We start from the raw sequence: 25,207 nt of genomic DNA, 5'->3' as shown, positions 1-25,207 counted from the left end.
AGCACAATGGAAAAGTTCGAAAAACTCCAAGGCATCGCGGCGCCCATGCCGCTGGTGAATATCGACACCGACATGATCATCCCCAAGGTGTTTCTGAAGTCGATCCAGCGGACCGGGTTCGGCAAGAACCTGTTTGACGAGATGCGCTTTAATCGCGACGGCACCGAAATCCCCGATTTCGTTCTGAACAAGCCCCAGTATCGCGATGCGGAAATCCTGATCGCGGGTGACAACTTTGGCTGCGGCTCGTCGCGAGAACACGCACCGTGGGCGATTGCCGATTTCGGCATCAAATGCGTGGTTTCGACCTCGTTCGCCGATATCTTCTTCAACAATTGCTTCAAGAACGGCATCCTGCCGATCGTCCTGCCGCAAGAGCAGGTCGATATCCTGATGGCCGACGCGGAAAAAGGCGCCAATGCGCGCATGACCGTGGACCTCGAGGCGCAGGAAATCACCACCTCTGACGGTCAGGTGATCCCGTTCGAGGTGGATGCGTTCAAGAAGCACTGCCTGCTGAACGGTCTCGATGACATCGGCCTGACCATGGAAAAGGCCGACGCGATCGACGCTTATGAAGCCAAGGCCGCCGCTGCACGTCCCTGGGTCTGACCCTGGCCAGAGCTGCGAATGTGACAAAAATGAGGCGGGCTATCCTTGGGAAGGCCCGTTTTTCTATGTCAGCTAAGAGGACGCCGAAAAAGGCAGCGCCTGTTTGTGATGCAGGCCCTCGGCACCACAAGATATTGTATCCCCCTGTAAAACAGTCGTTTTTCACGCAACCCGATTGATGCAAACCGGCACCAGTTGACTCGGCTTCCCTGCGAATTAACCGTGATTTGAAACAAAGCCTTGAGCCAGCGCCCCAAACTGGGCAGAATTGAGGCAAGAATGAGGCAGTTCCGCCAACGACGCGGAATCAAGTTGGAACACGTTCGCGGCAATGTATCGCGTCGGTCCAGTTTGAAGGGAAAAGAGCAGTGTTCGAGAAATTTCTTGGCGCGGTTGCGCGTGCATTATTGGTCGCATTGTTGATTGCGACACCGGCATTGGCCATGCCGAATGTGGGATATGACGTCATCCACATCGTCGTTCTGTTTTCGATCTTTGCCGGTCTGCTGGTATTCATCGAATATTTCTCGACCTATCCCAGCATCATCGAATTCCGATATGCGCCACCGTTCAACCGGTTGAGATTCATCGCAATTTTCCTGACCGTCTTTACCCTGTCGACCATCGCGCGGGGACAATACGAACCGAACGCCTTTACCAGCTTTCTGACCGCGCTCGGCGGCGTCATTAGTGGCTGGCTCGACTTTCCCTACTCGCCGGTGCGCCTGATGGTGATCATGTTGCCGGAAAATGCCACGCCCCAATTGGAAAATGCGGTGCGCACGGCGGCGGGCATGTCTTATCTGATCTCGCTCATGACCTTGGCCCTGTTCTATTTCTTCGTGCGGATCCTTGGCTGGCCCGCGCGCAACGGGGCGTTCAATGTTTGGGTTAATCTGCCCCTGTTCGACCCCACGGCGGGCGGCGATGTGCTGGCGCGGCTGCGTCGGGACGGCCGCCTTAACATCGCGTTAGGGTTTCTCATGCCATTCTTCATCCCAGCAATTATTCAAATGATGTCGGACCTCGTCGATCCGATCTATCTCGACGATCCGATGACCCTGATCTGGACAATAAGCGCATGGGCATTCATTCCGGCAAGCCTGATCATGCGTGGCATGGCGATGGCACGCGTGGCCGAAATGATCGACGAAAACCGTCGTCGGGCCTATGCAGCGGCGCAGGCGATCCAAACCGCCTGATTTTCCTGCTTCTTCTGATCCTGTTCGCCGCGCCTGTGGTGTGGGCGGATACTATGCGCGTCGCCGTGTTCGATGCCGAGCTTTCGGGGCGCGGGCCGGGGGTTATGTTGCGCGATATCCGGCGCGAAACCCCGCAGGCCCTGTCTGCAGCGCGGGTTGTGGCGCAGGCCAAACCGGATATCCTTCTGTTGCTAGGGATTGACTATGACCATGACCTGCATGGCATTTCCGCCTTTTGTCAGCTTGTCGCGGAACAGGGTCACGCGATGCCGCATCAGTTTGCCGCCCCGCCCAATCGCGGTGTGCCAAGCGGGGTCGACCTGAACGGTGACGGCAGGGTCAATGGCCCCGAAGATGCGCAGGGTTTTGGCCGGTTCCATGGCGAAGGCAGCATGGCCGTTGTGTCTCGTTGGCCGGTGGCGACCAGCGCCGTTCGGGATTTCTCGTCGCTACTCTGGAAAGACCTACCCGGCGCGCAAATGCCTGTTCTGAATAGAAAACCATTTCCGTCTCGCGCGGCGCAGGCGGTGCAGCGACTGTCGACCGGTGGCCACTGGATTGTGCCCGTGAAGACACCGGGTGGACCTTTGCGGCTGTTGACGCTGGACGCCAGCCCACCGGTGTTCGACGGACCCGAGGACCGGAACGGGCTACGCAATGCGGACGAGCTGCGCCTGTGGCAACAGGTGCTGGACGGGGCCTTTGACGGGGTGCCGGACGGCAGGTTCGTGCTGTTGGGCAACGCCAATCTTGATCCGGATCGCGGCGACGGGCGACGCGGCGCCATCCGCGCCCTACTCTCGCACCCACGGTTGCAGGATCCGGAACCCTATGATGTAACGGGGAAAAATGTCACTGCTGATTGGCCAGACCCGACACCTGGCGACATGCGGGTCGACTATGTGTTGCCATCCTCCGGCCTGACGGTTCACGAAAGCGGCCTGATCTGGCCCGAGGGCGCGGATAGAAGTCGTCACGCGCTGGTCTGGGTGGACATTTCGTTCTGAGGAACGGGGGTCACGTGGGCAATGGCGCAGGCCACGGCCTGAATGGCGGGGGTGTGCCTAAATCCCTGTAAAACCACATCAAAACAGGTGCTTTCCAACCTGTGCGAGGTATCCCAGAGATAGCGCATTTCCAGCAGGCAGCGCCCCAGAGGCCAGACAGGGGCGGCCAAGCGGATCGGCAACCAACTCATCTGTTTCAGGCGGATCTTCGCGTCGGTCACCTGGGCAATCAGGGTGGCGATGTCCTGGCCGCTGAGCGTGTAGCCGGGGAAGTTAACCTCATGAAAGACCTCAAGTTCCCGACGTTTCTCGGCCAGCAGGACCGCCGCGCGCGCCAGATCGGGCAGATAGGCCCAAGCGTGCGGAATGTCGGCGCGACCGGGATAGGTGAAAACGCCCTTGGCCAGATGTTTGGTCAGGATCATGTCAAACCAGTTGCCAGACGCGGTGTCGTCAAGAAAGTCCCCCGCCCGTAAAAGGATCGTGCGCACGCCGCTACCGCGGTAGGCGCGCTCCATAGAAATACGCATACGACCCAATGGGTTATCCGCCAGATGCGGCGTGTCCTCGCGCCAGATACCGCCGTTATTTGCGCCGTAGACATAGACATTCCCCGGCACGATCACGGTCGCACCCGAGGCCGTTGCGGCCCGAATGACAGCGGCGTGCAAGTCGGGCACCTGACGGGCCCAATCGGGATAGGCGGGGTTCCAGCCCATCACGATAACATCCATGTTCCGCGCCTTTTCCATCAGGTCATCGATCTTGCGGTTGAAGGTGGTGACCTGCCATCCGGCGGCAGAGAAGGCGGAGGCGGCGTTGCGGCCAAAACGGCCGTGCGCGCCGAGAATGAGGACGTTTTGTACCAACTTTTTTCTCCTGAGTCTTTGATTTGTACAACTCTCATCCATTCAATAAGGAAAAGTAATTGACTATTCTCACAGATCATCCATTCAATTCTGAATGGGTAAGCATACCGACTTCGACTGGTCTCTTGTGCAGGTTTTTCTGGCGGTTGCCGAAACAGGGTCGCTGTCTGCGGCGGCACGGCGGTTGGGATCGAGCCAGCCAACGGTCGGCCGGCAGATTAAGGCTTTGGAAACCCGACTCGGTGCAGAGTTGTTCCATCGACGTCCGCGCGGGCTGGAGCCAAGCAATCTGGGGCAGGAATGGCTGGCCACCGCGCGGGAAATCGAGACGAATATGTCGCGCCTGTCCCTCGTGGCAGCGGGTGCGCAAAAACAAGTGGAGGGCACCGTCAGAATTACCGCCAGCGTGTTCATGAGCCATCATGTGTTGCCCGATATCCTTGCCGATATCCGGGAAAAGGAGCCGGCTGTGGAAATTGATCTGGTCGCCAGCGACGACACCGACAACCTGTTGTTCCGGGAAGCAGATATCGCCATTCGCATGTACCGGCCTGCACAGTTGGACATGATCACACGGCATTTGGGGAATATTGCGCTGGGGCTGTTTGCTTCGGAAAGCTATGTCAGGCGCAAGGGGCTGCCCCGCACGGTCGAAGACTTCATGAGCCATGATCTGGTTGGGTATGATCGTAACGACCTGATCATCCGGTCGATGCGGGAAAGGGGCTGGATCGTGTCGCGCGAAAATTTCGTGGTGCGCTGTGACAATCAAAGCGCCTACTGGGAACTGGTTCGGGCGGGGTGCGGGATCGGGTTTTGCCAGCGACATGCGGCATTGAACGCACCCGGAATCGTCGAGATCGACATGGGTGTTCCCCTGCCCGCCTTGCCGGTCTGGTTGACCACGCATGAAGCAATGCGCCACACACCGCGGGTTTCCCGTATCTGGGACCTTCTGTCCTCGGGTCTTGTCCCCTTCGTTTCTTGATCTTTGCGCCCCATCCCGCTAGGGCAACAGCAAGCAAATTCATCAAGGACGACACCCATGAGCAACCCTTCGCTTCTCATCCTCGCCGGCGACGGCATCGGCCCCGAAGTCATGGCCGAAGTACAACGCATCATCGACTGGTTCGGTGACAAGCGCGGCCTGAAATTCGACGTGAGCGAAGACCTTGTGGGCGGTGCGGCCTATGACGCGCATGGTGTTCCGCTGCATGACGACACCATGGCCAAAGCACAAGAGGTTGACGCGGTGCTTCTGGGCGCCGTGGGCGGACCGAAATACGATGTGCTGGATTTCTCGGTCAAGCCCGAGCGCGGCCTGCTGCGCCTGCGCAAGGAAATGGACCTGTTCGCCAACCTGCGCCCCGCGCAGTGCTTTGACGCGCTGGCGGATTTCTCGTCCTTGAAAAAAGACATCGTCGCCGGTCTGGATATCATGATCGTGCGCGAACTGACCTCGGGGTCCTATTTCGGCGAACCGCGCGGCATTTTCACCGAAAACAACGAACGCGTCGGCATCAACACCCAACGCTATACCGAGTCGGAAATCGACCGTGTGGCCCGTGCCGCATTCGAACTGGCCCGCAAGCGCAATGGCAAGCTGTGCTCGATGGAAAAGGCCAACGTGATGGAATCGGGCATCCTGTGGCGCGACGTGGTCACCGAGGTGCACGAAGCAGATTACAAGGATGTCGAGCTGTCGCATATGTATGCCGACAACGGCGCGATGCAGCTGGTGCGCGCGCCCAAGCAGTTTGATGTGATCCTGACCGACAACCTGTTCGGCGACCTGCTGTCGGATTGTGCAGCCATGCTCACCGGTAGTCTTGGAATGCTGCCCTCGGCATCGCTGGGCGCACCGATGGAAAATGGCCGCCCCAAGGCGCTCTATGAACCGGTGCACGGCTCGGCGCCCGATATTGCGGGTCAAGGCAAGGCCAACCCAAGCGCCTGTATCCTCAGCTTTGCGATGGCGCTGCGCTATTCCTTCGATCAGGGCACCGAGGCGGATCGCCTGGAAGCGGCTGTCGAGAAGGTTCTGGCCGATGGCGTGCGCACCGCAGACCTGATGCAGGCCGATGGCGGCACGCCGGTGTCCACCGCAGAGATGGGCAGCGCGATCATTGCCGCGCTGGACGCGAGCCTCTGATCCGGTTCCGGAATTGAACACAACGCGCCCGCCGCTTAGGCGGGCGTTTTTTATGCGGGCTCGTCCGTGTGCGGGGCCAGAACCTTGTGGAACTTGCGGTTATGCTTGTCGATGCGTTGGGCATGGTGCAGCACGCGGTCCAGCCAGCGCATCGCATCGGTGTGGGCAAAGACGTAAGATACGGAATACAGCCCCGCATGTTCCCCCAGCAACATCGCGCGGCGATGCCGTTTGCGGCGGCGTTCGACAAGCCGGTGCAGCCGCGCCAGACGCCCGGCATCATGGTCTGACACGACATGGGGCGGATGGCGCAGCAAGGCGCTGCCCACGGCAATCGCGGGCCGGCGCAGGATGTGATCGTCAAGAAGCACCTGCACAAAGGCCGGACGGCGCGCATGTTCCAGCAGGCGCAGCACATGGTCGGTCTGGTGCAGGATCTCGGTATAGAACTTCTGCTCTTCCGTTGCGCCTTCGGGCAGGCGGATATGCTCCATGAAGGAAACAAGGTCTTCGGTGGCCTCTTCCACCACGCCTAGCGCCGAGAGTTGCCGCAGATCGGGGTCGGGCTGAAGGGCCGCGCCTAGGGCATCGAAAAGGCGGCCGACGATGGTTTCCAGGGCGGTCTGGGCTGCGATCAGCGCCGTGCCCGGTTCTTCCAGCAGAGCCCGGTCCAGCGAGATCAGGTGCTCGGGTTTGCGGTCGGGCACGAGGCGTTCGACAAACTCCGCAAATTGCGTGGTGAAGGGCAGGAAGACCAGCGTGCCCACGATGTTGAACCCCATATGGAACAGCAGCAGTGCCGTCATCGGGTCGGTGGCGTCGGCAAGCCCCTGCATCACGGTTTCCCCAGAGAGCGCAATGGGCAGGGCCAGAACCGCCGTCACGATGTTGAACAACAGGTTGCCGATCGCCGTCTGCCGCATCGGGCGCGAACCGCCGAAAGACGCCATCATGGCAGTGAAGGTGGTGCCGATATTCATGCCGATCACGATGGCCGTGGCCTGTGTGATAGTGATCGCCCCGCCATCCAACAGAACCAGCGCCAGCGCAAAGGCCGCGCTCGAAGATTGCACCAGCATGGTGAAGCCGGCTCCGAGCAGCAACAAAACCAGCACGCCGCCAAAGCTGCCGCCCGGCAGGAAATCGAAAGTGGTGCCGTCGGTCAGCGTCTTCATGCCGTCCTGCAGGAAATCAAGCCCGATCAACAACAGGCACAGGCCGGCGATCACCCGCCCCAGCCGCGCCAGGAAACCTTGCGCCAGCAGATCCATCAATGCGGCAGGGAACAACAACCCCAGCGCCAGCGTCCCGAGATCCAGCTTGAACCCCAGAAGCGACACGATCCAGCCGGTGGCGGTGGTGCCGATATTGGCCCCGAACAATACGCCCAAAGCCTGCCCGAGGGTCAGCAGCCCGGCCCCGACAAAGCCCACAACCATCACGCTGGTGGCGCTGGATGACTGGATCACCGCCGTGGTGACCGCCCCGGTGACAACCCCGCGCAACGGCGTGGTGGTGAAGCGCGCCAGCCAGTCACGCAAATTGCTACCCGCGGCCTCGCGCAGGGCGGCGGTCATGATTTTCATGCCCAGAAGGAACATGCCGACCCCGCCAATCACGAGGAACAGAACGTCTTGCATCAGAAGCGCCTTGTTTTCTGAAAGATTGCTCAGGATACGAAGAATTTGCAAGCGGTTCGAAAAGGCAAGCCGCCGCGATCATTGCTCTTGCAAAGGCGCCGACTCGCGTATACACACCGCGCCACAACGGTCGGAGTGTAGCTCAGCCTGGTAGAGCACTGTCTTCGGGAGGCAGGGGTCGGAGGTTCGAATCCTCTCACTCCGACCAGATTTTTCAGATATTTATCAATGGCATAAAACCATTGACCGGACGCAAGCCCCGCGTTTCTTCGTGCAAGTATTGCACGGAAAACCCGTTGTTTCTAAGATTCTGTTATGACGAAAGAATTCATCAAGTACCGCAAACGGACTCGAACCGACGGAATCTGGGAGATCGTCTGGAACGACCCAAAGACGGGAAACATCCGTAGAGAGAGTTGTAAGACACGCGACGAACACGTTGCGGAACGAAAGCTGGCTGAGAAGATACTTACCGGTGACGTGGCGCCTCCAAGTGTCGTGACTATCGGATATCTGCTGGAACGCTATTTCCAGCATTTGAAGCGGCGGAAGGCAGAGAACACTATTGTGCCTATGAAATCCAAGGTGGAACGCCTGATGGAATACATGGGGAACGTGAAGTGGGAGGAGTTCGGTCAATCCGACGTGGAGAACTATATCGACCACGCTAGGTCGCTCACGCGATGGGACCGAGGCGGAGAACCACTCAGCGACGGCACGATTAAGAAGGACCTGCAAATCCTCAGGTCTGCTCTACGACATGGTCATCTGCACAGACTTGTCCCCACAGAGACACGTATCGAAATCCGAAACCTCGTATCCGCCCAGCGCACCGACTGGCTTGATGAAGCGCAGATGAAAGCCGTTCTGCAGTGCTGTGCAGAGGATGAGGATCGCAATCATATCTATGGCTTTCTGCTACTCGCCTTGGCGACGGGCGCACGCAAAGAGGCGATCTTTCAACTTACTTGGGATCAGGTCTACATGCCGAGCATCGAAACCCGGCGGGTTGAGGTGGCACCCACAGTCATGGAACGCGATGGCATCATTGCAAAGCCTGAACGAGCCTACCGGAATGTAGTGACCAAAAACAAACCATTGAACTGGGAAACAGGAGACGTCGTAGAAGGAGCCTATATCGATTTTGGCGCAGGGCACGGAAACAAGCGCCGCCCCCGGATTCCGGTTGGACAAAACGAACGGCTGATGCACTATCTATTGTTCTGTGTAGACCGCAGCCAGCCGTACGTCATCTCGTACAAAGGAAAGCCTATCAGCACTGGCATCAAGAAAGGTTTGGAGGCTGTGGGTAAGGAAGCGGGCCTGCCTTTCAAGCTAACCCACCATGTCCTCAAGAGAACGTGCATCACTTGGATGGTCAGGAAAGGCATTTCATTCGACACCATTGAGAGAGAGACCAATACGACTGTAGACACACTCAAGCGGCATTATAGCCAACATAGTCCGGACTTGGAGGAGGCTCTTGGGGACACATTCGCAATCTGAAGGAAAGCCCCAGCTGAGTGCCGGGCACCTAACAATTGGGGCCTCCAAGAGAAGCATGATGTATCTTTATGCTACGTTCAAACCGTTCGGCCAGATAGTGTTTTCACTCCGGATCAGAGCTTTCTCAATTTTTCGCAGATCGGAACGCAGGATATCACCCTGAAAAATCACGTCACACTCAAAATCATCGAGACCATATTTCGCCATTTCCAAGTGCAGTCGGCCTTTCGATTTCAGGTAATAGCGCAGATGGGACTCGATGCGCTCTTCTGGACAGTCGGATCTTCCGAAATACTTTAGACCGGCAGAGATTTGCTTGAAGAAGTAAAGTCCCCCTCCACCTTCATAGTTCAGGGTGTTGGATAGCAGCGCACGGAGAATGCAATCCACTGTGAGTTTCCCCATCAGTTTGTAACGCTTCCGAAGCCTTCCTACGAAACCATTTTCAGATATCGAAGGCTTGTAGGGAGAGCTGCGGTAGATATCACGTGCGTCCGTGAACCACCTCCCCCAAATGAAGTGTCCGATCGGTGGCTGATTCCTAATTATCATGGTTTCCTCATCATTATTGCAACTTTCAGATGAGGGGGCTGACATTGCCATTGAAAATGACACGATCAGAGCCTCGGAAGAAATAGGTGTTGCTGAACCAGTTTCAAGTGCAGCTCCGCCCTAGGCGTGAAGCTCTTCTGAATATTCGCGGCAAGTTCGTAGCGGTGCACGGCTGCACAGTTAGCCAGTCCTCTGCTGCAGATTTCGTGCTGTGAGGGCCGATAGGCACCTCCATTACAACTTCATGCAATTGAACTGGCAGAAATAGGTTTGAACTTGATCCAACGAGAAAGATTCGAGCGTGCCCGCCCAACGAATCAACCCCTTGAAAACAAAGCAAAAGTAAAATCGGACATTCAAAAATGTCCGAAAACCCGTATTATCGGACATTGGCCTGATTCCCCGAATCGCCCCAGTATTTTCGGACATTCGACCGAATCATGGCAAAAATGTCACAGATTCCCAGTGTCCGATTTTACTGCTCACCCTAAAATCACCCTGATTCGCTCTCTGCAAGACTTTGCAAACTTTGCAAAACTTCCTAACCCACTGAAAAATAACACCTTATTTTCGGACATTCAGATTCCAATGTCCGAAAATCCCCAAAATCGGACATTCGAGAATCCGCGAACCGACTAGCCATTTCTGGTATCACACCATTGGAACAAGGCGGTCCAGTGCTGCTCACGAAACATGAGAGGCCGATGAAAGCAAAATAATGGCTGAAATTGTGCTTCCACGCATAACGCACCCACCATATTGTGGTGGATCTGGACACTGTTCTTTGCTAGTCTAAGGCGTGGAGGCAGCGCAATGAAAGCTATCGATTTGTACTCGGGAGTAGGCGGGTGGACGCTAGGACTCCGCATGGCAGGCATCGATGTAGTCAAATCCTATGAATGGTGGCAGCCTGCGGCCAAAACCAATGCCATGAACAACGGCGGCTCTGACGACACATTCGACGTCCGCCAGCTCAATCTTGAAGAACTTCCAAAAGAGATAGACATTGTTGTCGGAAGCCCGCCATGCACTCAGTTTTCCTTCTCAAACAGAGGGGGAAGCGGCGACATTGAAGACGGATTGGTGGACATTGAACGTTTCTTAGCCGTGGTTGAACACGTGCAGCCGAAATTTTGGGTGTTCGAAAACGTGCCAAGGGTCGCAACCGTGTTGCGACAAGCCATAGGCCAGCACCCCGCATTTGCTCGTTACGAAGAATTGCTTGATGCAGCAAATATTGAAGTTTTTGACATGTCGAATTTTGGCTTACCGCAGCGCCGAAAAAGGTGCATTGTTGGAAATTTAGATTTAGAACTGCTTCAAAGATACGCCGAGGTGACGCCAACGACCTCTCTCGGATCAGTGATCGAAAGCGTTCGCGAAGGTCGTGATCCAATTTACGTTGACCCTCGGCGCAACACCTTGACCGACATCGAAACAGAAGCACCGCTCAGCGCTGAAGAGACCCGCTTTAACAGAGACATGAAGGCTTACCATCCTGTTTACAATGGGATGCCATTTCCAGAACCGCTGGATCGGCCCAGTCGCACGGTTACGGCGACATGCACCCGAGTTTCCCGCGAAAGTCTGGTAATTTTTGACGAGCAACTTGACCAATACCGTCGCCTGAGTGTTCGAGAGAGAGCTTGCCTACAAGGTTTCCCCGTCAAGTTTGAATTCAAGGGGTCTTCGTATGCTCAAAAACTCAAGATGATTGGAAATGCGATCCCACCCTGCTTTACATACTTAATAGGCTCATCAATGCAAAAAGTATGTCCAAAGGAACTAGTATCTTTGGACAAACTTGATGCAAACTCGCTGCTTTTGGAAGGTTTTCATATAGAGACACGTCCTGACAAAGTAGGTCGGACATATCCAACCAACCGACGCTTTCGATTTTGCGTACCTGGACTACGATTCAAGAGCGGGACACGCTTCGAATTGTCCAATGTCGATGGCCCTAACGACTGGAAGATTTCTTTCTTTTATGGGGACTCTAAGCGAATTCGCAGCTTCGAGTTGAACGACGGTGAGTTGGACGATCTACTGACGACCCTTCCAAGCGACGTTGAGAAAACGCTCGCAAAACTTCGCTATCAATTGGTGCGTCATTTGGAAAATCTGGACTTATTGTCACTTCAAAAACACTGGTCACACCAAGACAGGTCAGGTCAGGGTCCGTTTGAATTGATCGATGCACTAGGAGTGTTTGTTGCAACGTGCAAAGAAGAAACACTTTGGGCGGACTTCTCCAATTCTATGTCAGATCAAGTTCTGCAGACTGTTTATGCGAAGGACAATGGGCAGAGACTCTCTGAGAAAAAGCTACGAAAGATCATAGTCGATCTGCTTATTGGATTTTGCGTGATGGCTTCTTTCAACTCTATCTATGGCAGCCAAAAGGTCGACAGACTGGCCGCTGAGTGAAGGAAACTATGTTCGCACAAACACACTGGCAGGAATCCCAAGGAACAAAATCGGCGCTCGTCCAGCATCCCGTCTGTCAACTCGTTTCTTTAGCTGCCGCCAGTTCGTTGTGGTCCCTCCAAACTTACTGGATTTGAATGTTTCGGAAGCGGCCTTTAGATATGTCTTGGCACCGGCACTTGTCTTGCGGTTTATTTCGGCTTCTTGCGGACGAGTTGGAAATGAAAACCTTTCCCGACCCTGCCCATCTATGAATTCTGCAGACAGGGAACGAAAATCACTTACACTCTCAACTCCCTTTTCCCCAAAATAGCCTTCAATCATAGCAAGAAGTTCGTCCTCCAGCGACTGCCCCCGAGTCAAAATAATTCCAGCGTCGATTACGTTCAGTTCATACAATCGTCGGATCGATTGAAAGTCCCTGTCGAAAAACTCATCCTTGTTATTCCACTCTATCTCCATGGCCAGAAGCCGACCTTCTGGATTGGGAATTAGGTGGTCAATCTCATGGGTAGTTGAGCTTGCAACGATGGCATCAAACTCCCTTTGGAACGTGATATCGTTACTGACCGTTACATTGTTTTTTTGCCATCCCTTCGAAACGAGTTGCTCTGTAAGCATCTTTGTTTGGTCGGCTAGTCCACCACCTCTCTTAATGATAGCCTCCTCAACAGAAAACTCTGCAGCCAGCAAAATACTAACCAGTTCTTCAAGCTCTTGCTTGAACTCAAGTTCGACAATCAACTCTGCAAAGTTGATTGAAAGGACATCCCATCCAAGGCTTTGCAGTTTATCCAGTGATCGGTGCTCGGTCATGGCTCGATTCCAATCAAGACCAAAGGCACTGGGGGGAAAATACGACCTTGGCGATTAATTTCATGAAGGTGCTTTTCAAAAAATGGGGGGCCGCTCGACATTTCCACCTCCATGGATTTCATCGGTACGATTTCGATTCCCAAATCAATCCGGTTGTGGATGTAGTCAGCCGTATGTTTTACAAAAAGATCGAATGTCACCGCAAAATACTTGCCAAGCTGAACTTCCACAGAGACTCTATCTTTCTCGAAATCAGAACTGTTTGAAGTTTGAATCGCGTCTAGACCGTAGCTCTCAATTAGCGCCTTCTGCTGGCCGCGCATGCTTTTGCGACCGTCGCGAATCTCACGTTCTAACTCTTGCACCTCTCTCCTTAGCTCCACAATCGTGTCGACTTGAGATTGACTGCCAGCCTGCGATTGCTTCAACTGGTGTGTTTTGAGATCGAGTAATCTTTGCGTCTCTGCAATCTCTCTTTGTGCAGCCCTTTCCATGTCCAAGACCTCAAGATTTACATCTGAGTTTCTACAAACATAGAAAGTTCTCGCACTTGCGTTACTCCACCCTTCAACTTCCATTGCGGTTTTGAATTGACGATTCAGTGCAGGTGGGCTGTAGGCTCTCCGTCCGTTCCCCTTGGCCCCGCCAACCGTATGTGTCTTGCAAGCTGACGCATCAACCGCTGAGATAACGCGCTGAAGACTTTGCCAATATCCTTCTCGGCGCACCATCAACCACTCTAATCCATTCAAGTGGGAGTAAACTTCACCAATCTTCATTTTTTACCTTAAAGACGAATTCTTCACCTTCTTTCACCTCTAGCGTTAGCGCCTGCCGATAGTCAACTTAGCTAGTTGCATACACGTCTACTGGCTTGCACGGAGTTGCACGCCACATACCTTTTTTTTCACATATTCACCTGATTCTCGTGCAAGAAATTCCCTTAACTATATGATTTAAATAAAGACCACTGTTTTCGGGCGGCAGGGGTCGGAGGTTCGAATCCTCTCACTCCGACCAATAAAACAAGGCGCCCAAGGGCGCCTTTTGTATTTTGGAGTTGAAGTTCGCAAGGGGCGGCTTTGGTCCTGCGCCTCGTCCTGTCAAGGTCGTCGGGCCAGAAGTCTCAGGCAGAAGACTGTTTCGGCCAAAATCGGCACGACGTAGGCGGGGGTGAAAACCGCGCAGATGTCGGGCGCAAAGAAGCGCAGGCAACTGCCGATCAGGTAGACGCTCGCGGCGGCGACAAGCCCTACGCCCACACCTTTTGCGACGATCCCCGACTGCCATATCAAGGCACCGGTCATCAGGCTGGTGATACCAAAGAATACAAGCCCCAGATCGTAGCCATGCCCGTGCAGGTCGAAAAACAGCAAGGCCAGCGATTGTGCCTGTACGACCGGCAGCCCCACGTCTTGGGACAGCAAGAGCCAGCCCGTTTGCAGCGCCAACAGGTTGGCCGCAATCAGACAAGTTTGGATCAGCCGGAATACCATAGCCGCCAAGGCCATCCCCGGTGCGACGGGCCGGAAGATCAGAAACAACAGGATCGCCAGCCCTGCATCGCACACCGCCATAAGGAGATCCGCAGCTAGGGCCAATCTGAAACGGACAGGATCGGACAGGATCGCGGCGGCGGTTGCACCTGCATCGCGTAGGTCAATCAAAGGCGCGCGCAACACGATCTCGGCGGACAAGCCGGCCAAAATGATGAGAAGATAGAGCAGCCCCGCGAAACGCATATTGCGGGCCAAAGCGGGAGAGGGTTGCAATTGTTTCATGGCAGCAGTTTTCCGTCCGCCTTTCAGGCGGGGGCCTTTGTCTTGTGCCGCAGGCGAGGGCGCGGGTGCGATGGCGACACACGGTTCGCGCGTTGCCCGGCCCAGACCGAGCCGAGGATGATCACGGCCCCAAAGGCCTGCACCAGCGACAGGGACTGGCCCAGCCAGACCCAGCCCAGCGTGACCGCCGTAACCGGACTCATCATGCCGAGCATGGCCACAGCTCCGGGTTCAATCCGGGCGACGCCCCGAAACCACAGCGCATAAGTGAGCGCCGCGCCGATCAGACCCAGCCACGCGAGACCGGCAAAGTTCAGAGGCGTCAGCGTCGGCAAGGGCGGCTCGAGCATCAGGGCGAGCGGCAAAAGGATCAGACCACCCGCCGTCAATTGCCATGCGGTGAAGCTGAGCGCCGAAACCGGCGGTTGCCACTTCCGGCTGAGCACCGTGCCCGCCGCCATCGACGCAGCCCCACCGATGCCCGCCACGATCCCGATGGGGTCAAGCTGAGCATCGGGGCTTACCAGCAAAAGCCCGACGCCAAGCACCCCGGTCGCTGCGGCCACCACGGCCCCCAACCTGATCGGGGTACCCAACCATCCGCGCGCCATGAAAATCACGATCATCGCCTGCAACGATCCCAGAGTCGCCGCAACCCCGCCCGGTAGCCGATAGGCGGCCACGAACAACAGCACCCAGAACAGCGCGAAGTTGAAGCTGCCCAGAAGGAAGGTTTTCCCAAGCCAGGCGCGCGGCGGAAGGCAGCGCGTCACCACCAGAAGCAGCAGACCCGCAGGCAGCGCCCGCAGTGCAGCCAGCGTGATCGGATAGCCGTCGGGCAAGGTTTCGGTGGTCACAAGATAGGTGCTGCCCCAGACGGCGGGCGCGAGGGCGGTCAGGAAAATGTCGGTAGAACGGGGCATGGGGTGGCTCCGGTTAGGGGTTACCAAAGGCGGAAAGCGGTGGGGGGCGCGGGCGGATCGCAAGGTGGCAATCCGAGATCGCGGCGCATGTGGGGCGACAGATCACAGCGCAGACGGCGGGGCGTGGGCACTGGTTTGAACAGGCGAAGCAATAAAGGTTTCATCTTGGTCTCCTTTCTTCAGGCCACGAGCCTTTCCGCGGCCATGATTTGTGCGGCAAGATCTTCGCGGGGGCCGTTGACCAATCGCGCGCCGGTTTCGCGTATGATGAGGGTCGGCACAGCCTGCACTTGCAAGGACCGGGCGCGCTGGCGATCAACCTCGACCGCGCGGGCCGTGGCCGGATCGTTCAGGGCATCCGCGAAAGGCGTGGCTTTCAGACCGATCTGTCGCGCTGCTTCCTGCACGACATCAGGGTCGGCAATGTTGCGCGCCGCGCTTAGATGCGCGTGCTGAAGGGCGTCGAACATGTCCCAATGGGCGGCCTGCCCGCCGATCCGCTCTGCCGCCTTGCAGCCAAGCGCGGCGGTCAACCCATGTGGATAGTCGAACGGGGCGGCGCGCATCGCATCGATATTGACCAGGTCGGGCCGGTCACTGACCTGTCGGCATACTTCCCAGTGACCAAGGATGGTGTCACGCGCCTGCTTGGGCGTGCCCCAGCGGGCGGCCATCTCGGCGCGGCTGGCTTGCAAAACGAAGGTGTGATGGCGCACATCCAGATCAAAAAGGACCGAAAGGTCGCGCATCCGCGATGAGATGTTGAAGCACCAGCAGCATACGACGTCGTGAAAGAAATCGACGGTCAAGGTTGGCATCACGCTGCCTCCTCTTGCAGGTTGGTGCCTGCCAGACGCGCCGCGATGCGGGCGACATGCGCGCCTTGAAATCTTGCGCCAGAAAGGTCTTTTTCAGATGGGCTGCGCGATCCGTCGGCACCGGCAATCGTGCCCGCCCCATAGGGCGCGCCGCCCACGATCTCGTCCGCCGATGTCTGCCCGGCATAGGTATAGGGCATGCCTGCGATCAACATTCCGAAGTGCTGGAGCGGGATCTGCGTGGACAGAAGCGTGGCCTCGTGCCCGCCATGCTGCGAACCTGTCGAGGCGAAAACCGCCGCGACCTTGCCCACCAGCGCGTTGCGCGCCCAAAGCCCGCCCGCCTGATCAAGGAAGGATTTCATCTGGCCAGCCATCATGCCGAACAGGGTTGGCGTGCCGAAGATGATGGCATCGTAATGTTCAAGCTCGGCAGGGGTGGCCAACGGGGTGTCATCAGCGATGAAACCGGCCTGTTGGCGGATGTCTTCGGGCACAGTTTCGGGCACGCGGCGCAGATCGACATGGGTGCCGGTCACGCTGCGCGCGCCGTCTGCCTCGGCCTGCGCCAAGGCGCGGACATGGCCATAGCTGGAATAGTAAAGAACAAGAATACGAGTCATTTTGGGCCTCTTGGGGTTGGATGTTTCCATGCCCAAGAGGATGGGGAGCCTGCGGCGCGGGAATAACCGGGCCGGTTTGACTTCATTCTTTACGTGGGTTGAAGAATGTCAGCCGCCCAAGGCGGCGCGCAAGTGGTCGATAAAGGCCGAGACCTTGGCATCCATCCCAAGCCGCGAGGCCGTGACCGCAAAGATTTCCGGCGCGGGGAGTTCGTGGTCGGGCAGGACGCGCACAAGTTCGCCCCGCGCCTCGGGACCGTTCGAGACGAAATCCGGCAAGGTGCCGATGCCCTGCCCCGCGAGCAGCAGATCACGCAGGGCGAGGCTGTTACCGACACGCACCGGCGGGTCAATCTCAAGCTCTGCCACCCCGTCCGGGCCGGTAAGAGTCCAGTGTGTCAGGTGGTCGGCCAGCAGGAAGCCTATGATCCGGTGATGCGCAATCTCTTCGGGGCTTTGCGGCATACCGTGACGCGCCGCATAGCTTGGCGCGGCAAAGATACGCTGGCGTATGGTTCCGACCTTGCGGGCCACCAGCGCGGAATCCGGCATAGCAGACCGGATGCGGATCGACAGGTCGAAGCCGCCCTCGACCATATCGACCACGCGATCATCCATTGACAAAGTCAGGCGCAGATCCGGGTAGGTTTCCAGAAACTCCGGCAGGAATGGCACGATCACCATCTGCCCGAAAGAGCTGGAGACATTGACGCGCAGATGCCCACGCACGGCGCCCGCCCCTTCACGAATGCGGTTCTCGACGGCGTTCACCGCATCAAGGATACCCATGGTTTCTTCATAATACACCCGCCCTGCATCGGTAAGAGACATGGACCGCGTCGTACGGGTCAACAGAACCGATCCCAAACTTTCTTCGAGAAGCTTCACCTCGCGGCTGAGCAAGGCGGGCGAGACGCCAAGATCCTCGGCCGCACGAGCAAAGCTGCCGCGTTCGACGATGCGGCGAAAGGCGTTCATGACGGAAAGTTTGTCCAAATCCGGCCCCTGTCAGGTCATCGCGCCCCCCCAGTGGGGTACGCCCACTGACGGTAGCACGGGGGCGCCCCCGCTGCGAAGGGGGGATCGGCGCGCGCCTAGACGGACACGAAGCGCATGACCTCGTCCTTGGCAAGGTCGCCCTTGGCCCCTTCCAGCACGACTTCGCCCCGACGCATAACTACGAACTGGTCGGCAAGGTCATAGGCGAACTCGAAATACTGCTCGACAAGAACGATCGCCATATCGCCCTTGTCACGCAGCAGTTTGATGACCTTGCCGATCTGCTGGATGATGTTGGGCTGGATGCCCTCGGTCGGTTCGTCCAACAGCAACAGGCGGGGCTTCGTGATCAGTGCCCGCGCAATGGCGAGTTGTTGCTGCTGCCCGCCGGACAGGTCACCCCCGCGCCGATGCAGGAAATCCTTGAGAATGGGAAACAGGTCGTAAATTTCGTCAGGGATGAAGTGCTGATCCGCAGGCAGGCAGGCGAAGCCGGTTTCAAGGTTCTCGCGCACGGTCAGCAGCGGGAAAATTTCGCGGCCTTGCGGAACATAGGCGATCCCCTTCTTGGCAAGGACATGTGACGGCAGGACGTTCAGGTTTTCGCCATTGAGCGTCATCGTCCCGCCCGAGCGGGGATGCGCGCCGGCAATCGCCTTGAGCAGGCTGGTCTTGCCAACCCCGTTGGTGCCCATGACACAGGTCACGTCGCCCTGTTTCGCCTCGAGCGAGATACCGTTCAGGATTTGGGAATGCCCGTAATGCAGGGTCAGGTCGTCAAGTGTCAGCATCTTATCGCCCCAGATAAACGTCGATCACGTCCTGGTTGGACGTCACATGGTCGAGACTGCCTTCGGCCAGAACAGCCCCTTCGTGCAGCACTGTCACCTTGCAGTTCAGGCGACGGACAAATTCCATGTCATGTTCCACCACGACCACGGCACGGGTTTTCGCGGCTTCGACCAAAAGGTCGGTTGTATGTTCCCGCTCGGCCAGCGTCATGCCGGCGGCGGGTTCGTCCACCAATAACAGCCGCGGTTCCTGTGCCAGCAACATGCCGATTTCGAGCCATTGTTTCTGACCGTGGCTCAGTTCGCCCGATTTGCAGGTCAGTTCCTCTTTGAGGCCGATTTCCTCGGCCAGCGCGGCCACTTTGTCGAGGTCTTCGACGGTGGGGCGATAGCCCAGAACGGAAAACCAGCTGCGCGGCTTTTTCAGCGCCATAAGCAGGTTTTCCTGCACCGACTGATCCTCGAACACGGTGGGTTTCTGGAACTTCCGCCCGATCCCGGCCTGCGCGATCCTGGCCTCGTTCATCTTGAGAAGCGAGACGGATTTATCGCCCCAGATCACGCGCCCTTCGTCGGGGCGTGTCTTGCCCGTGACAATATCCATGAAGGTCGTCTTGCCTGCACCGTTCGGGCCGATAATGGCGCGCAGTTCGGCACTGCCGATCTGGAACGACAGGTTGTTGATGGCGCGGAACCCGTCAAAGGTGACGGACACGCCGGATACTTCGAGAAGGGTGCTCATTCGCTGGCCTCCTGTTCGCGCAATGCGCCGTCATCCGGGCCAAGATCGGCGCCATGGCGGCTGGGGGATTTCCGTTCGGTCCACAGATCGACCAGCCCGCCCATGCCCTTGGGGGCGAACAGCGTGACCGCGACAAAGGACAGCCCCAGCAGCACCAGCCACCAGTCGACCCATTTGATAGTGTAGAAGCCCAGCGGAATGTCGGGGGCCTGCCCGCCGGTGAACCATGTGGACAAAAGGCTGACGAAAGCCGCGCCAATGACGGCACCATAAAGACGCCCACGCCCGCCGATGGCCACCCAGACGGCCAGATAGATCGACGCGATCGGGGCGATTTCCGCCGGATTGATGATTCCCGCCTGCGGATAGTAAAGCGCGCCTGCGATGGCCGCGATACAGGCGGTCAGGGTGAAAATCACGAGCTTGTAAGTCTCGACCGAATACCCAAGGAAGCGCACGCGGGCCTCGTTGTCGCGGATGCCGCGGATGACCGAGCCGAATTTGCCCGAGACGATCCACGCGGCCAACAGGTATCCTGCGCCCAGCGCGAAAGCCGAAGCCCAGAGGAACCAGAGCGACACCACGTCCTGCGACGCGGTCACGCCGGGCAGGTTCTGAAGGCCCGACAGGCCGTTATTGCCGCGCAAGCCGCTGTCATTCTGGAACAGGTACAGCGCGAGAGCGAGCGTCATGGCCTGCGTCAGGATCGACAGGTACACGCCGGTGACGCGACTGCGGAAAGCCAGCCAGCCAAAAACCAGCGCCAAAAGGCCGGGTACCAAGACCACCAGCGCGAGTTGCAAAACCAGACTGTCGGCAAAGGCCCAGACCATTGGAAATTCGCTGCTACCAACGACGCCGAAGATCTGATTGCCGATGGCATCGACGATCTCGGCATCGGTCGGCGGGATATCCGCGCTGGACAGGGAATCGACCACGATCAGGCGGGTGCGCTCGTACATGAGCCACATGCCGATCATGTACCCGCCCAGCCCAAAGAAGGCGAAATGCCCTAGACTTAGGATGCCGGTGAAGCCCCAGATCAGGTCCATTGCGACGGCGATGAGGCAGAGGCACAGGGTCTTGCCCAGCGTCTTGATGAAACTGGTCGAGATGAACCCGATGCCAAAGCCCTCGGACAGGACCGTCACAGTGATGGTGAACAGCGCGAGGATCGCGAGGAAGATCAGGACCGAAGGGTTCTTGGCAATGAAAGAACGTTCCATGGATCAATCCCCCGCCGCGCGGCCTTTGAGGGCGACGATGCCCCTTGGCCGGAATTGAATGAAGATGATGATAAAGACGATCATATAGGTCTGCGCTGCCAGCGTGTTGGACGGGTTCAGCCATTCGATGCCTTTTTGCAGGAAGCCAATCATCGTGGCGCCCGCCAGTGTGCCCCAGATGTTGCCGACACCGCCGACAACAACGGTCATGAAGCTTTGCACGATATAGTCGCTGCCCAGTTCGGACGTGACCTTGGCAAAGAGGCCGATCGCGACCCCTGCAATGCCCGCGATCCCCGAGCCAAGCCCGAAGGTGAGCATGTTCACGCGACCGGGGTTTATCCCCATCGAGGACGCCATGCGCGGGTTCTGCGTCACCGCGCGAGTTTCCAGGCCAAGGCGCGTACGTTTCATGATGAATAGGAACACCCCGAGGAAAATCAGTGCGAGGAAGAAAATCGCGATGCGGATATAGCTGATCGAAACCACGTCATTGATGACCCATGCCCCATCCAGCCAACCGGGGGCGGTCAGCGGGCGGGCCTGTGTGCCAAAGATGTTCTTGGCGATCTGTTGCAGCGCAATGGAAATGCCAAAGGTCGCCAGCAGGGTTTCCAGTGGGCGGTTGTACAGCCAGCGGATCACAAGGCGCTCCATCGCGACACCGGCGGCAAAGGTCACCGCAAAGGCCAGCGGGATCGCCACGAGGATCGACACGGTGTGATCGGGGATGATCTGTTGCACCACATAGCCGGTATAAGCGCCCATCATGATGAATTCGCCATGCGCCATGTTGATGACACCCATCACGCCAAAGGTGATGGCAAGGCCAATTGCCGCCAGAAAATAGATCGACGCAAGCGACATGGCATCCAGCGTCAGGTCCAGCGTCTGGTTGATCCCGACATTCAGAGAGATGTCCTTCATCGCATCCTCGGCGGCATTGGTCACTTCGCGAGACGGTTCGGAATAGGCGTCAAAGAATACGTGGTTGGCCAGGGCCTGTTCGACATCCGCCTCGCTGACGAGGGGCGGCACCTTGCCTGCCTCGGCCAGAACTTCGTAGACGCTCTGGCGGGCCGCTTCGGTATTCAGCAACGCGGCCGGTGTGCCACCGACGGTGCCGTTGTCGATATTGGCGGCAAGGGCCGCGCGCATGTCGTCCGCCGTCACGATGGCGGGCGCACGGTTGGTTTCGACCAGCAGGGCATAGGCTTCGGCCTTGGGAAAGCCGTCGTCGCCGGGGGTGAGCGTCCGGGCGATATTCACGCCCTCGGGCAGGGTCAGTGCAGCCATGCGCGTAGTGACAAGCAACGGGTTCAGTGTGGCACGCACGTCAACGCCCAGATCACCGGACATATCACTGATCGCGGCGACGCGCGCACCGGTGTCGGGGTCATAGCCAATGGTCAGCAACCGTTCGAGCCGCAGTTTCTGGGCCTTGAGATCCGGGTCGGATTCGCCCGCGATCGAGGCACGCAACGGTTGCAGCAGCGCGGCCTCGGGGTCGCGCTGGATGGAGGTCAGGGCGTCCTGCCTCTTGGTCCTGTCGGGGTCCGACAGTTGGAACTGCACCAGGGCGGTGCCGATCATGGCGCGGATGCCGCTGTTGGGTTTGAGTTGTTTCAGCTCGGATTTCTCGTAACGGCCGATGGTTTCGCCCGTGTCGAAATCGGTCAGGTCATAGGTCTTGCCCGCCCCCTTTTCGCCGATGAAGAACAGACCGTCCGACTTGCGCATCCACATGTTTTTGGCCGCCCAGGTTTCCAGAACCTGTTGGGCCTGCGGCAGGCCACTGTTTGCGATGGCGTCAATGGCGGGCGCGATGGTCTTGCGCGAGCTTTTGACGATCACGGCCTGGTGTTCCTGTAGCAGAGGCTGGATCGCCGTTTCCTGTGCGGTCACGCTCAGGCACGACAAAACAAGCGCGAGAAACGCGAGGACAAGCTGTCTCATTTGGGGGCTTCCGTGCTGGGGGGAAAGGGGCCAAGTGGCCCCTTTCGCCTGTTCGTGGATTAGTAGTTCGACAGGGTTTGCACGCAGGTCTTGGTTTCGGTGTTGTACATCCCGCAACCAAGATCTTTCCAGTCGGAGACCAGAACCGCCGATTCCGGCAGGAAGTCGGTCCAGGCATCGCCCGGCACTTCTTCGGTCTGGCTGATGATGTCGAACTGACCGTCTTCCTGAATTTCACCGATCAGGACCGGCTTGGCCAGGTGGTGGTTCGGCAGCATCACGGCGGTGCCGCCGGTCAGGTTCGGGAATTCCTGCCCATACATGGCGGTGCGCACGGCGTCGACATCCGTGGTGCCAGCCGCAGTGGCCGCGTTCACCCACATGTTGAAGCCGATATAATGCGCTTCCATCGGATCGTTGGTGACGCGGTCTTCGCCCATCGTGGCTTTCCAGGTTTTCACGAACTCGGCGTTCACGTCGGTATCAGCCGATTGGAAATAGTTCCACGCCGCGAGGTGCCCAACAAGGTTCGAGGTGTCCAGACCAGCCAGTTCTTCTTCACCCACCGAGAAGGCCACGACCGGAATATCGTCCGCCGAAACGCCCGCGGCAGCCAGTTCCTTGTAGAAGCCGATGTTGGCGTCGCCGTTGATGGTCGAGATTACACCGACCTTCTTGCCGTCTGCGCCCAGCGCAACGACGTCAGCCACGATCTTGGACCAATCCGAATGGCCGAAGGGCGTGTAGTTCACAAAGATGTCTTCATCCGCGATACCTTTGCCCTTGAGATAGCTCTCGAGGATGTTGTTGGTGGTGCGGGGGTAGACATAGTCTGTGCCGAGCAGAGCAAATTTCTCGACACCCAGTTCCTCGAGGAAATAATCCGTGGCCGGGATCGCCTGCTGGTTTGGGGCGGCACCGGTGTAGAATACGTTTTTCGAGCTTTCTTCGCCTTCATACTGAACCGGATAGAATAGCAGGCCGTTCAGTTCCTCGATCACGGGCAGAACCGATTTGCGCGACACCGAGGTCCAGTTGCCGAATATCACGTCGACCTCGTGTACGGTCAGAAGCTCGCGCGCCTTTTCGGCAAACAGCGGCCAGTCCGAGGCCGGGTCGACAACAACCGCTTCGAGTTCACAGCCCAGAAGGCCGCCTTTGGCGTTCTGTTGATCAATCAGCATCACCATCGTGTCTTTCAGCGTGGTTTCCGAAATCGCCATCGTGCCCGACAGAGAGTGCAGAACGCCGACCTTGGTGGTGCAGTCCGCTGCCATGGCGGCACCAGCGAGTGACGCGAAAACAACCGATCCGGCGAGTGTGGATTTGAGCAGATTCATCTTTTCCTCCTTGCAGAGTTGCAGGGGAGGGCCTTGCGCTTTGCACCGCGTTTCCCTTACCTGACTCTGCAACATTCATTGTTGCAATCCGTGTGGCGGCCTTTGCGAGGTTCCAAATCGATTGGTCGCCACACACCCGCTTTCCTGATTTTGCATCCTGGCGAGTGACCACAGCGTTTCTGCAATGCAGCACGGATAGCAAACGCAGGGCGGGAGTTTTTGCCAACCCCACCCCGTATAGATTAATTTTTGAGCGATTATTTCGGTGTTCGCCCATTTTTTAATCTAGCGACCCCGAAATTACATTCTGCACCCGCACTCAGAATGGCATTTCAGACCGCGTGATGACCAAAAAGAGGGCAAGCAAAAATCCGGAGTCGCCCCATCACCCTGACCACCCACATATCCCCTGACCCGCTGCAACGCGGCCAGCCCCGTGCGATCGGAGAGGCCAAATTGGTCGTCAAAGCACGCAAGGGGCGCACGGTGCTTGGTGACTTTCGCCAGTCGGGGTCTTTGAAATGCCTGTTTCCGCGCCTGCCGCGGGGGGCGTTCGAGACCGTACTGGTCAACACAGCCGGGGGCGTGACGGGGGGCGACCACTTCAACCTTTCAGCACTTGCCCGACCGGACACAGCCCTGACCCTGACCACGCAAGCCTGTGAAAGAGCGTATCGGGCACAGCCCGGCCAGACCGGCACGGTGCGCACCCATCTGCGTGTGGGCCCGCAGGCACGTATCAATTGGCTGCCGCAGGAAACGATCCTGTTCAACGGCTCGGCGCTTGACCGCAAACTGACGGTGGAACTGGCGCAGGGTGCCTCTTTCCTGATGGTCGAACCGATGATTTTCGGGCGCGCGGCCATGGGCGAAACACTCGCGCAGGCGCATCTGAACGACCGGGTCGACATACGACGGGAGGGGGTGCCGCTTTATCTCGACGTGACCCGGCTGCATGGCGACGTCGCCCAGCAGCTGGCACGCCCCGCCACGGGAAACGGCGCAGGCGCCATGGCCTCGGTGGTGCTTGTCTCGGATCTCGCCGAGGCGCGTCTGGATGAGGTGCGCAACCTGCTGCCCGACACCGCGGGCGCCAGCCTGTTACGACCCGACGTAATGGTTCTGCGCCTGCTGGCGCAGGACGGCTTTGCCCTGCGCAAGACACTTGTTCCGGCGCTGTCGCTACTGAACGGCGCCCCCCTCCCACGATGCTGGATGATCTGAC

23 protein-coding genes and 1 tRNA gene are annotated in these 25,207 nt (G+C 57.9%); 9 read left to right on the top strand and 15 right to left on the bottom strand.

Annotated features, from left to right (window positions below):
• Positions 1-6 precede the first annotated feature (6 nt).
• From leuD to WNE31_RS02830, 3 genes are all read left to right on the top strand, one after another.
• Positions 7-612: a 3-isopropylmalate dehydratase small subunit gene (gene leuD, locus WNE31_RS02840; RefSeq protein WP_349978136.1), complete on the top strand. Its 606-nt coding sequence runs from the start codon at positions 7-9 to the stop codon at positions 610-612.
• 368 nt (positions 613-980) lie between these two features.
• Positions 981-1,814, top strand: a complete 834-nt coding sequence (locus WNE31_RS02835; RefSeq protein ID WP_349978134.1) for a hypothetical protein — start codon at positions 981-983, stop codon at positions 1,812-1,814.
• 53 nt (positions 1,815-1,867) lie between these two features.
• The gene (locus tag WNE31_RS02830) at positions 1,868-2,821 is read left to right on the top strand and encodes an endonuclease/exonuclease/phosphatase family protein (RefSeq protein WP_349978251.1); all 954 of its coding nucleotides are present in this window, start codon (positions 1,868-1,870) and stop codon (positions 2,819-2,821) included.
• On the opposite strand, the gene WNE31_RS02825 is transcribed toward WNE31_RS02830, so the two are convergent.
• Positions 2,788-3,690, bottom strand: coding sequence for a Rossmann-fold NAD(P)-binding domain-containing protein (locus WNE31_RS02825; RefSeq protein WP_349978133.1), 903 nt, complete (start codon positions 3,688-3,690; stop codon positions 2,788-2,790). The two genes, WNE31_RS02830 and WNE31_RS02825, sit on opposite strands and share 34 nt — an antisense overlap.
• A gap of 94 nt (positions 3,691-3,784) precedes the next feature.
• On the opposite strand from WNE31_RS02825, the gene WNE31_RS02820 reads away from it, so the two are divergent.
• Complete coding sequence (locus tag WNE31_RS02820; RefSeq protein WP_349978131.1) at positions 3,785-4,678, top strand: LysR family transcriptional regulator; 894 nt, start codon at positions 3,785-3,787, stop codon at positions 4,676-4,678.
• Positions 4,679-4,735: 57 nt separating this feature from the next.
• Positions 4,736-5,842, top strand: coding sequence for a 3-isopropylmalate dehydrogenase (leuB, locus tag WNE31_RS02815; protein WP_349978130.1), 1,107 nt, complete (start codon positions 4,736-4,738; stop codon positions 5,840-5,842).
• 50 nt (positions 5,843-5,892) lie between these two features.
• Here leuB and WNE31_RS02810 read toward each other — a convergent pair whose 3' ends face one another.
• A complete protein-coding gene (locus WNE31_RS02810; RefSeq protein WP_349978128.1) occupies positions 5,893-7,482 on the bottom strand; it encodes a Na/Pi cotransporter family protein in 1,590 nt (529 codons plus the stop codon).
• Between the two features lie 131 nt (positions 7,483-7,613).
• On the opposite strand from WNE31_RS02810, the gene WNE31_RS02805 reads away from it, so the two are divergent.
• Positions 7,614-7,690 (top strand) — tRNA-Pro (locus tag WNE31_RS02805).
• Positions 7,691-7,797: 107 nt separating this feature from the next.
• The gene (locus tag WNE31_RS02800; RefSeq protein ID WP_349978126.1) at positions 7,798-8,988 is read left to right on the top strand and encodes a tyrosine-type recombinase/integrase; all 1,191 of its coding nucleotides are present in this window, start codon (positions 7,798-7,800) and stop codon (positions 8,986-8,988) included.
• 66 nt (positions 8,989-9,054) lie between these two features.
• Here the strand turns inward: WNE31_RS02800 and WNE31_RS02795 are convergent, their stop codons facing one another.
• A complete protein-coding gene (locus WNE31_RS02795) occupies positions 9,055-9,393 on the bottom strand; it encodes a GIY-YIG nuclease family protein (protein WP_349978124.1) in 339 nt (112 codons plus the stop codon).
• Positions 9,394-10,353: 960 nt separating this feature from the next.
• Here WNE31_RS02795 and WNE31_RS02790 point away from each other — a divergent pair.
• Positions 10,354-11,967 (top strand): DNA cytosine methyltransferase, encoded by a 1,614-nt coding sequence (locus tag WNE31_RS02790; RefSeq protein WP_349978123.1) that lies wholly within the window; start codon positions 10,354-10,356, stop codon positions 11,965-11,967.
• Between the two features lie 6 nt (positions 11,968-11,973).
• Here the strand turns inward: WNE31_RS02790 and WNE31_RS02785 are convergent, their stop codons facing one another.
• The 12 genes from WNE31_RS02785 to urtA all read right to left on the bottom strand — a co-directional run bounded on the left by WNE31_RS02785 (position 11,974) and on the right by urtA (position 23,982).
• On the bottom strand, positions 11,974-12,783 hold the full coding sequence (locus WNE31_RS02785; RefSeq protein WP_349978122.1) for a BglII/BstYI family type II restriction endonuclease: 810 nt from the start codon (positions 12,781-12,783) through the stop codon (positions 11,974-11,976).
• Complete coding sequence (locus WNE31_RS02780) at positions 12,780-13,562, bottom strand: BglII/BstYI family type II restriction endonuclease (RefSeq protein ID WP_349978120.1); 783 nt, start codon at positions 13,560-13,562, stop codon at positions 12,780-12,782. The genes WNE31_RS02785 and WNE31_RS02780 overlap by 4 nt, the downstream gene beginning before the upstream one ends.
• A 324-nt stretch (positions 13,563-13,886) precedes the next feature.
• Positions 13,887-14,564 (bottom strand): DUF4386 domain-containing protein, encoded by a 678-nt coding sequence (locus WNE31_RS02775; RefSeq protein WP_349978119.1) that lies wholly within the window; start codon positions 14,562-14,564, stop codon positions 13,887-13,889.
• A gap of 23 nt (positions 14,565-14,587) precedes the next feature.
• On the bottom strand, positions 14,588-15,487 hold the full coding sequence (locus WNE31_RS02770; protein ID WP_349978118.1) for an EamA family transporter: 900 nt from the start codon (positions 15,485-15,487) through the stop codon (positions 14,588-14,590).
• Between the two features lie 179 nt (positions 15,488-15,666).
• Entirely contained in the window at positions 15,667-16,305 is a 639-nt protein-coding gene (locus tag WNE31_RS02765) for a DsbA family oxidoreductase (protein WP_349978116.1), read from the bottom strand.
• The gene (gene wrbA / locus WNE31_RS02760; RefSeq protein ID WP_349978115.1) at positions 16,305-16,928 is read right to left on the bottom strand and encodes an NAD(P)H:quinone oxidoreductase; all 624 of its coding nucleotides are present in this window, start codon (positions 16,926-16,928) and stop codon (positions 16,305-16,307) included. Before wrbA ends, WNE31_RS02765 begins: the two co-directional genes overlap by 1 nt.
• A 108-nt stretch (positions 16,929-17,036) precedes the next feature.
• Positions 17,037-17,924 (bottom strand): LysR family transcriptional regulator, encoded by an 888-nt coding sequence (locus tag WNE31_RS02755; protein WP_349978114.1) that lies wholly within the window; start codon positions 17,922-17,924, stop codon positions 17,037-17,039.
• A gap of 98 nt (positions 17,925-18,022) precedes the next feature.
• Positions 18,023-18,718: an urea ABC transporter ATP-binding subunit UrtE gene (urtE, locus tag WNE31_RS02750; RefSeq protein WP_349978112.1), complete on the bottom strand. Its 696-nt coding sequence runs from the start codon at positions 18,716-18,718 to the stop codon at positions 18,023-18,025.
• A 1-nt stretch (position 18,719) separates the two neighbouring features.
• Positions 18,720-19,460, bottom strand: coding sequence for an urea ABC transporter ATP-binding protein UrtD (urtD, locus tag WNE31_RS02745; RefSeq protein WP_349978110.1), 741 nt, complete (start codon positions 19,458-19,460; stop codon positions 18,720-18,722).
• A complete protein-coding gene (gene urtC / locus WNE31_RS02740) occupies positions 19,457-20,686 on the bottom strand; it encodes an urea ABC transporter permease subunit UrtC (protein WP_349978108.1) in 1,230 nt (409 codons plus the stop codon). The genes urtD and urtC overlap by 4 nt, the downstream gene beginning before the upstream one ends.
• 3 nt (positions 20,687-20,689) lie before the next feature.
• Positions 20,690-22,642 (bottom strand): urea ABC transporter permease subunit UrtB, encoded by a 1,953-nt coding sequence (gene urtB / locus WNE31_RS02735; RefSeq protein ID WP_349978107.1) that lies wholly within the window; start codon positions 22,640-22,642, stop codon positions 20,690-20,692.
• Between the two features lie 59 nt (positions 22,643-22,701).
• Complete coding sequence (urtA, locus tag WNE31_RS02730; protein WP_349978105.1) at positions 22,702-23,982, bottom strand: urea ABC transporter substrate-binding protein; 1,281 nt, start codon at positions 23,980-23,982, stop codon at positions 22,702-22,704.
• A gap of 456 nt (positions 23,983-24,438) precedes the next feature.
• On the opposite strand from urtA, the gene WNE31_RS02725 reads away from it, so the two are divergent.
• Positions 24,439-25,206, top strand: coding sequence for an urease accessory protein UreD (locus tag WNE31_RS02725; protein WP_349978104.1), 768 nt, complete (start codon positions 24,439-24,441; stop codon positions 25,204-25,206).
• The last annotated feature ends 1 nt before the right edge of the window (position 25,207 follow it).

It is taken from the genome of Shimia fortis (assembly GCF_040225985.1).
Classification (GTDB): Bacteria; Pseudomonadota; Alphaproteobacteria; order Rhodobacterales; family Rhodobacteraceae; genus Shimia.
The sequence above is the reverse complement of the archived record's forward strand: the minus strand, read 5'-3'. Positions and strand labels throughout refer to the sequence as shown.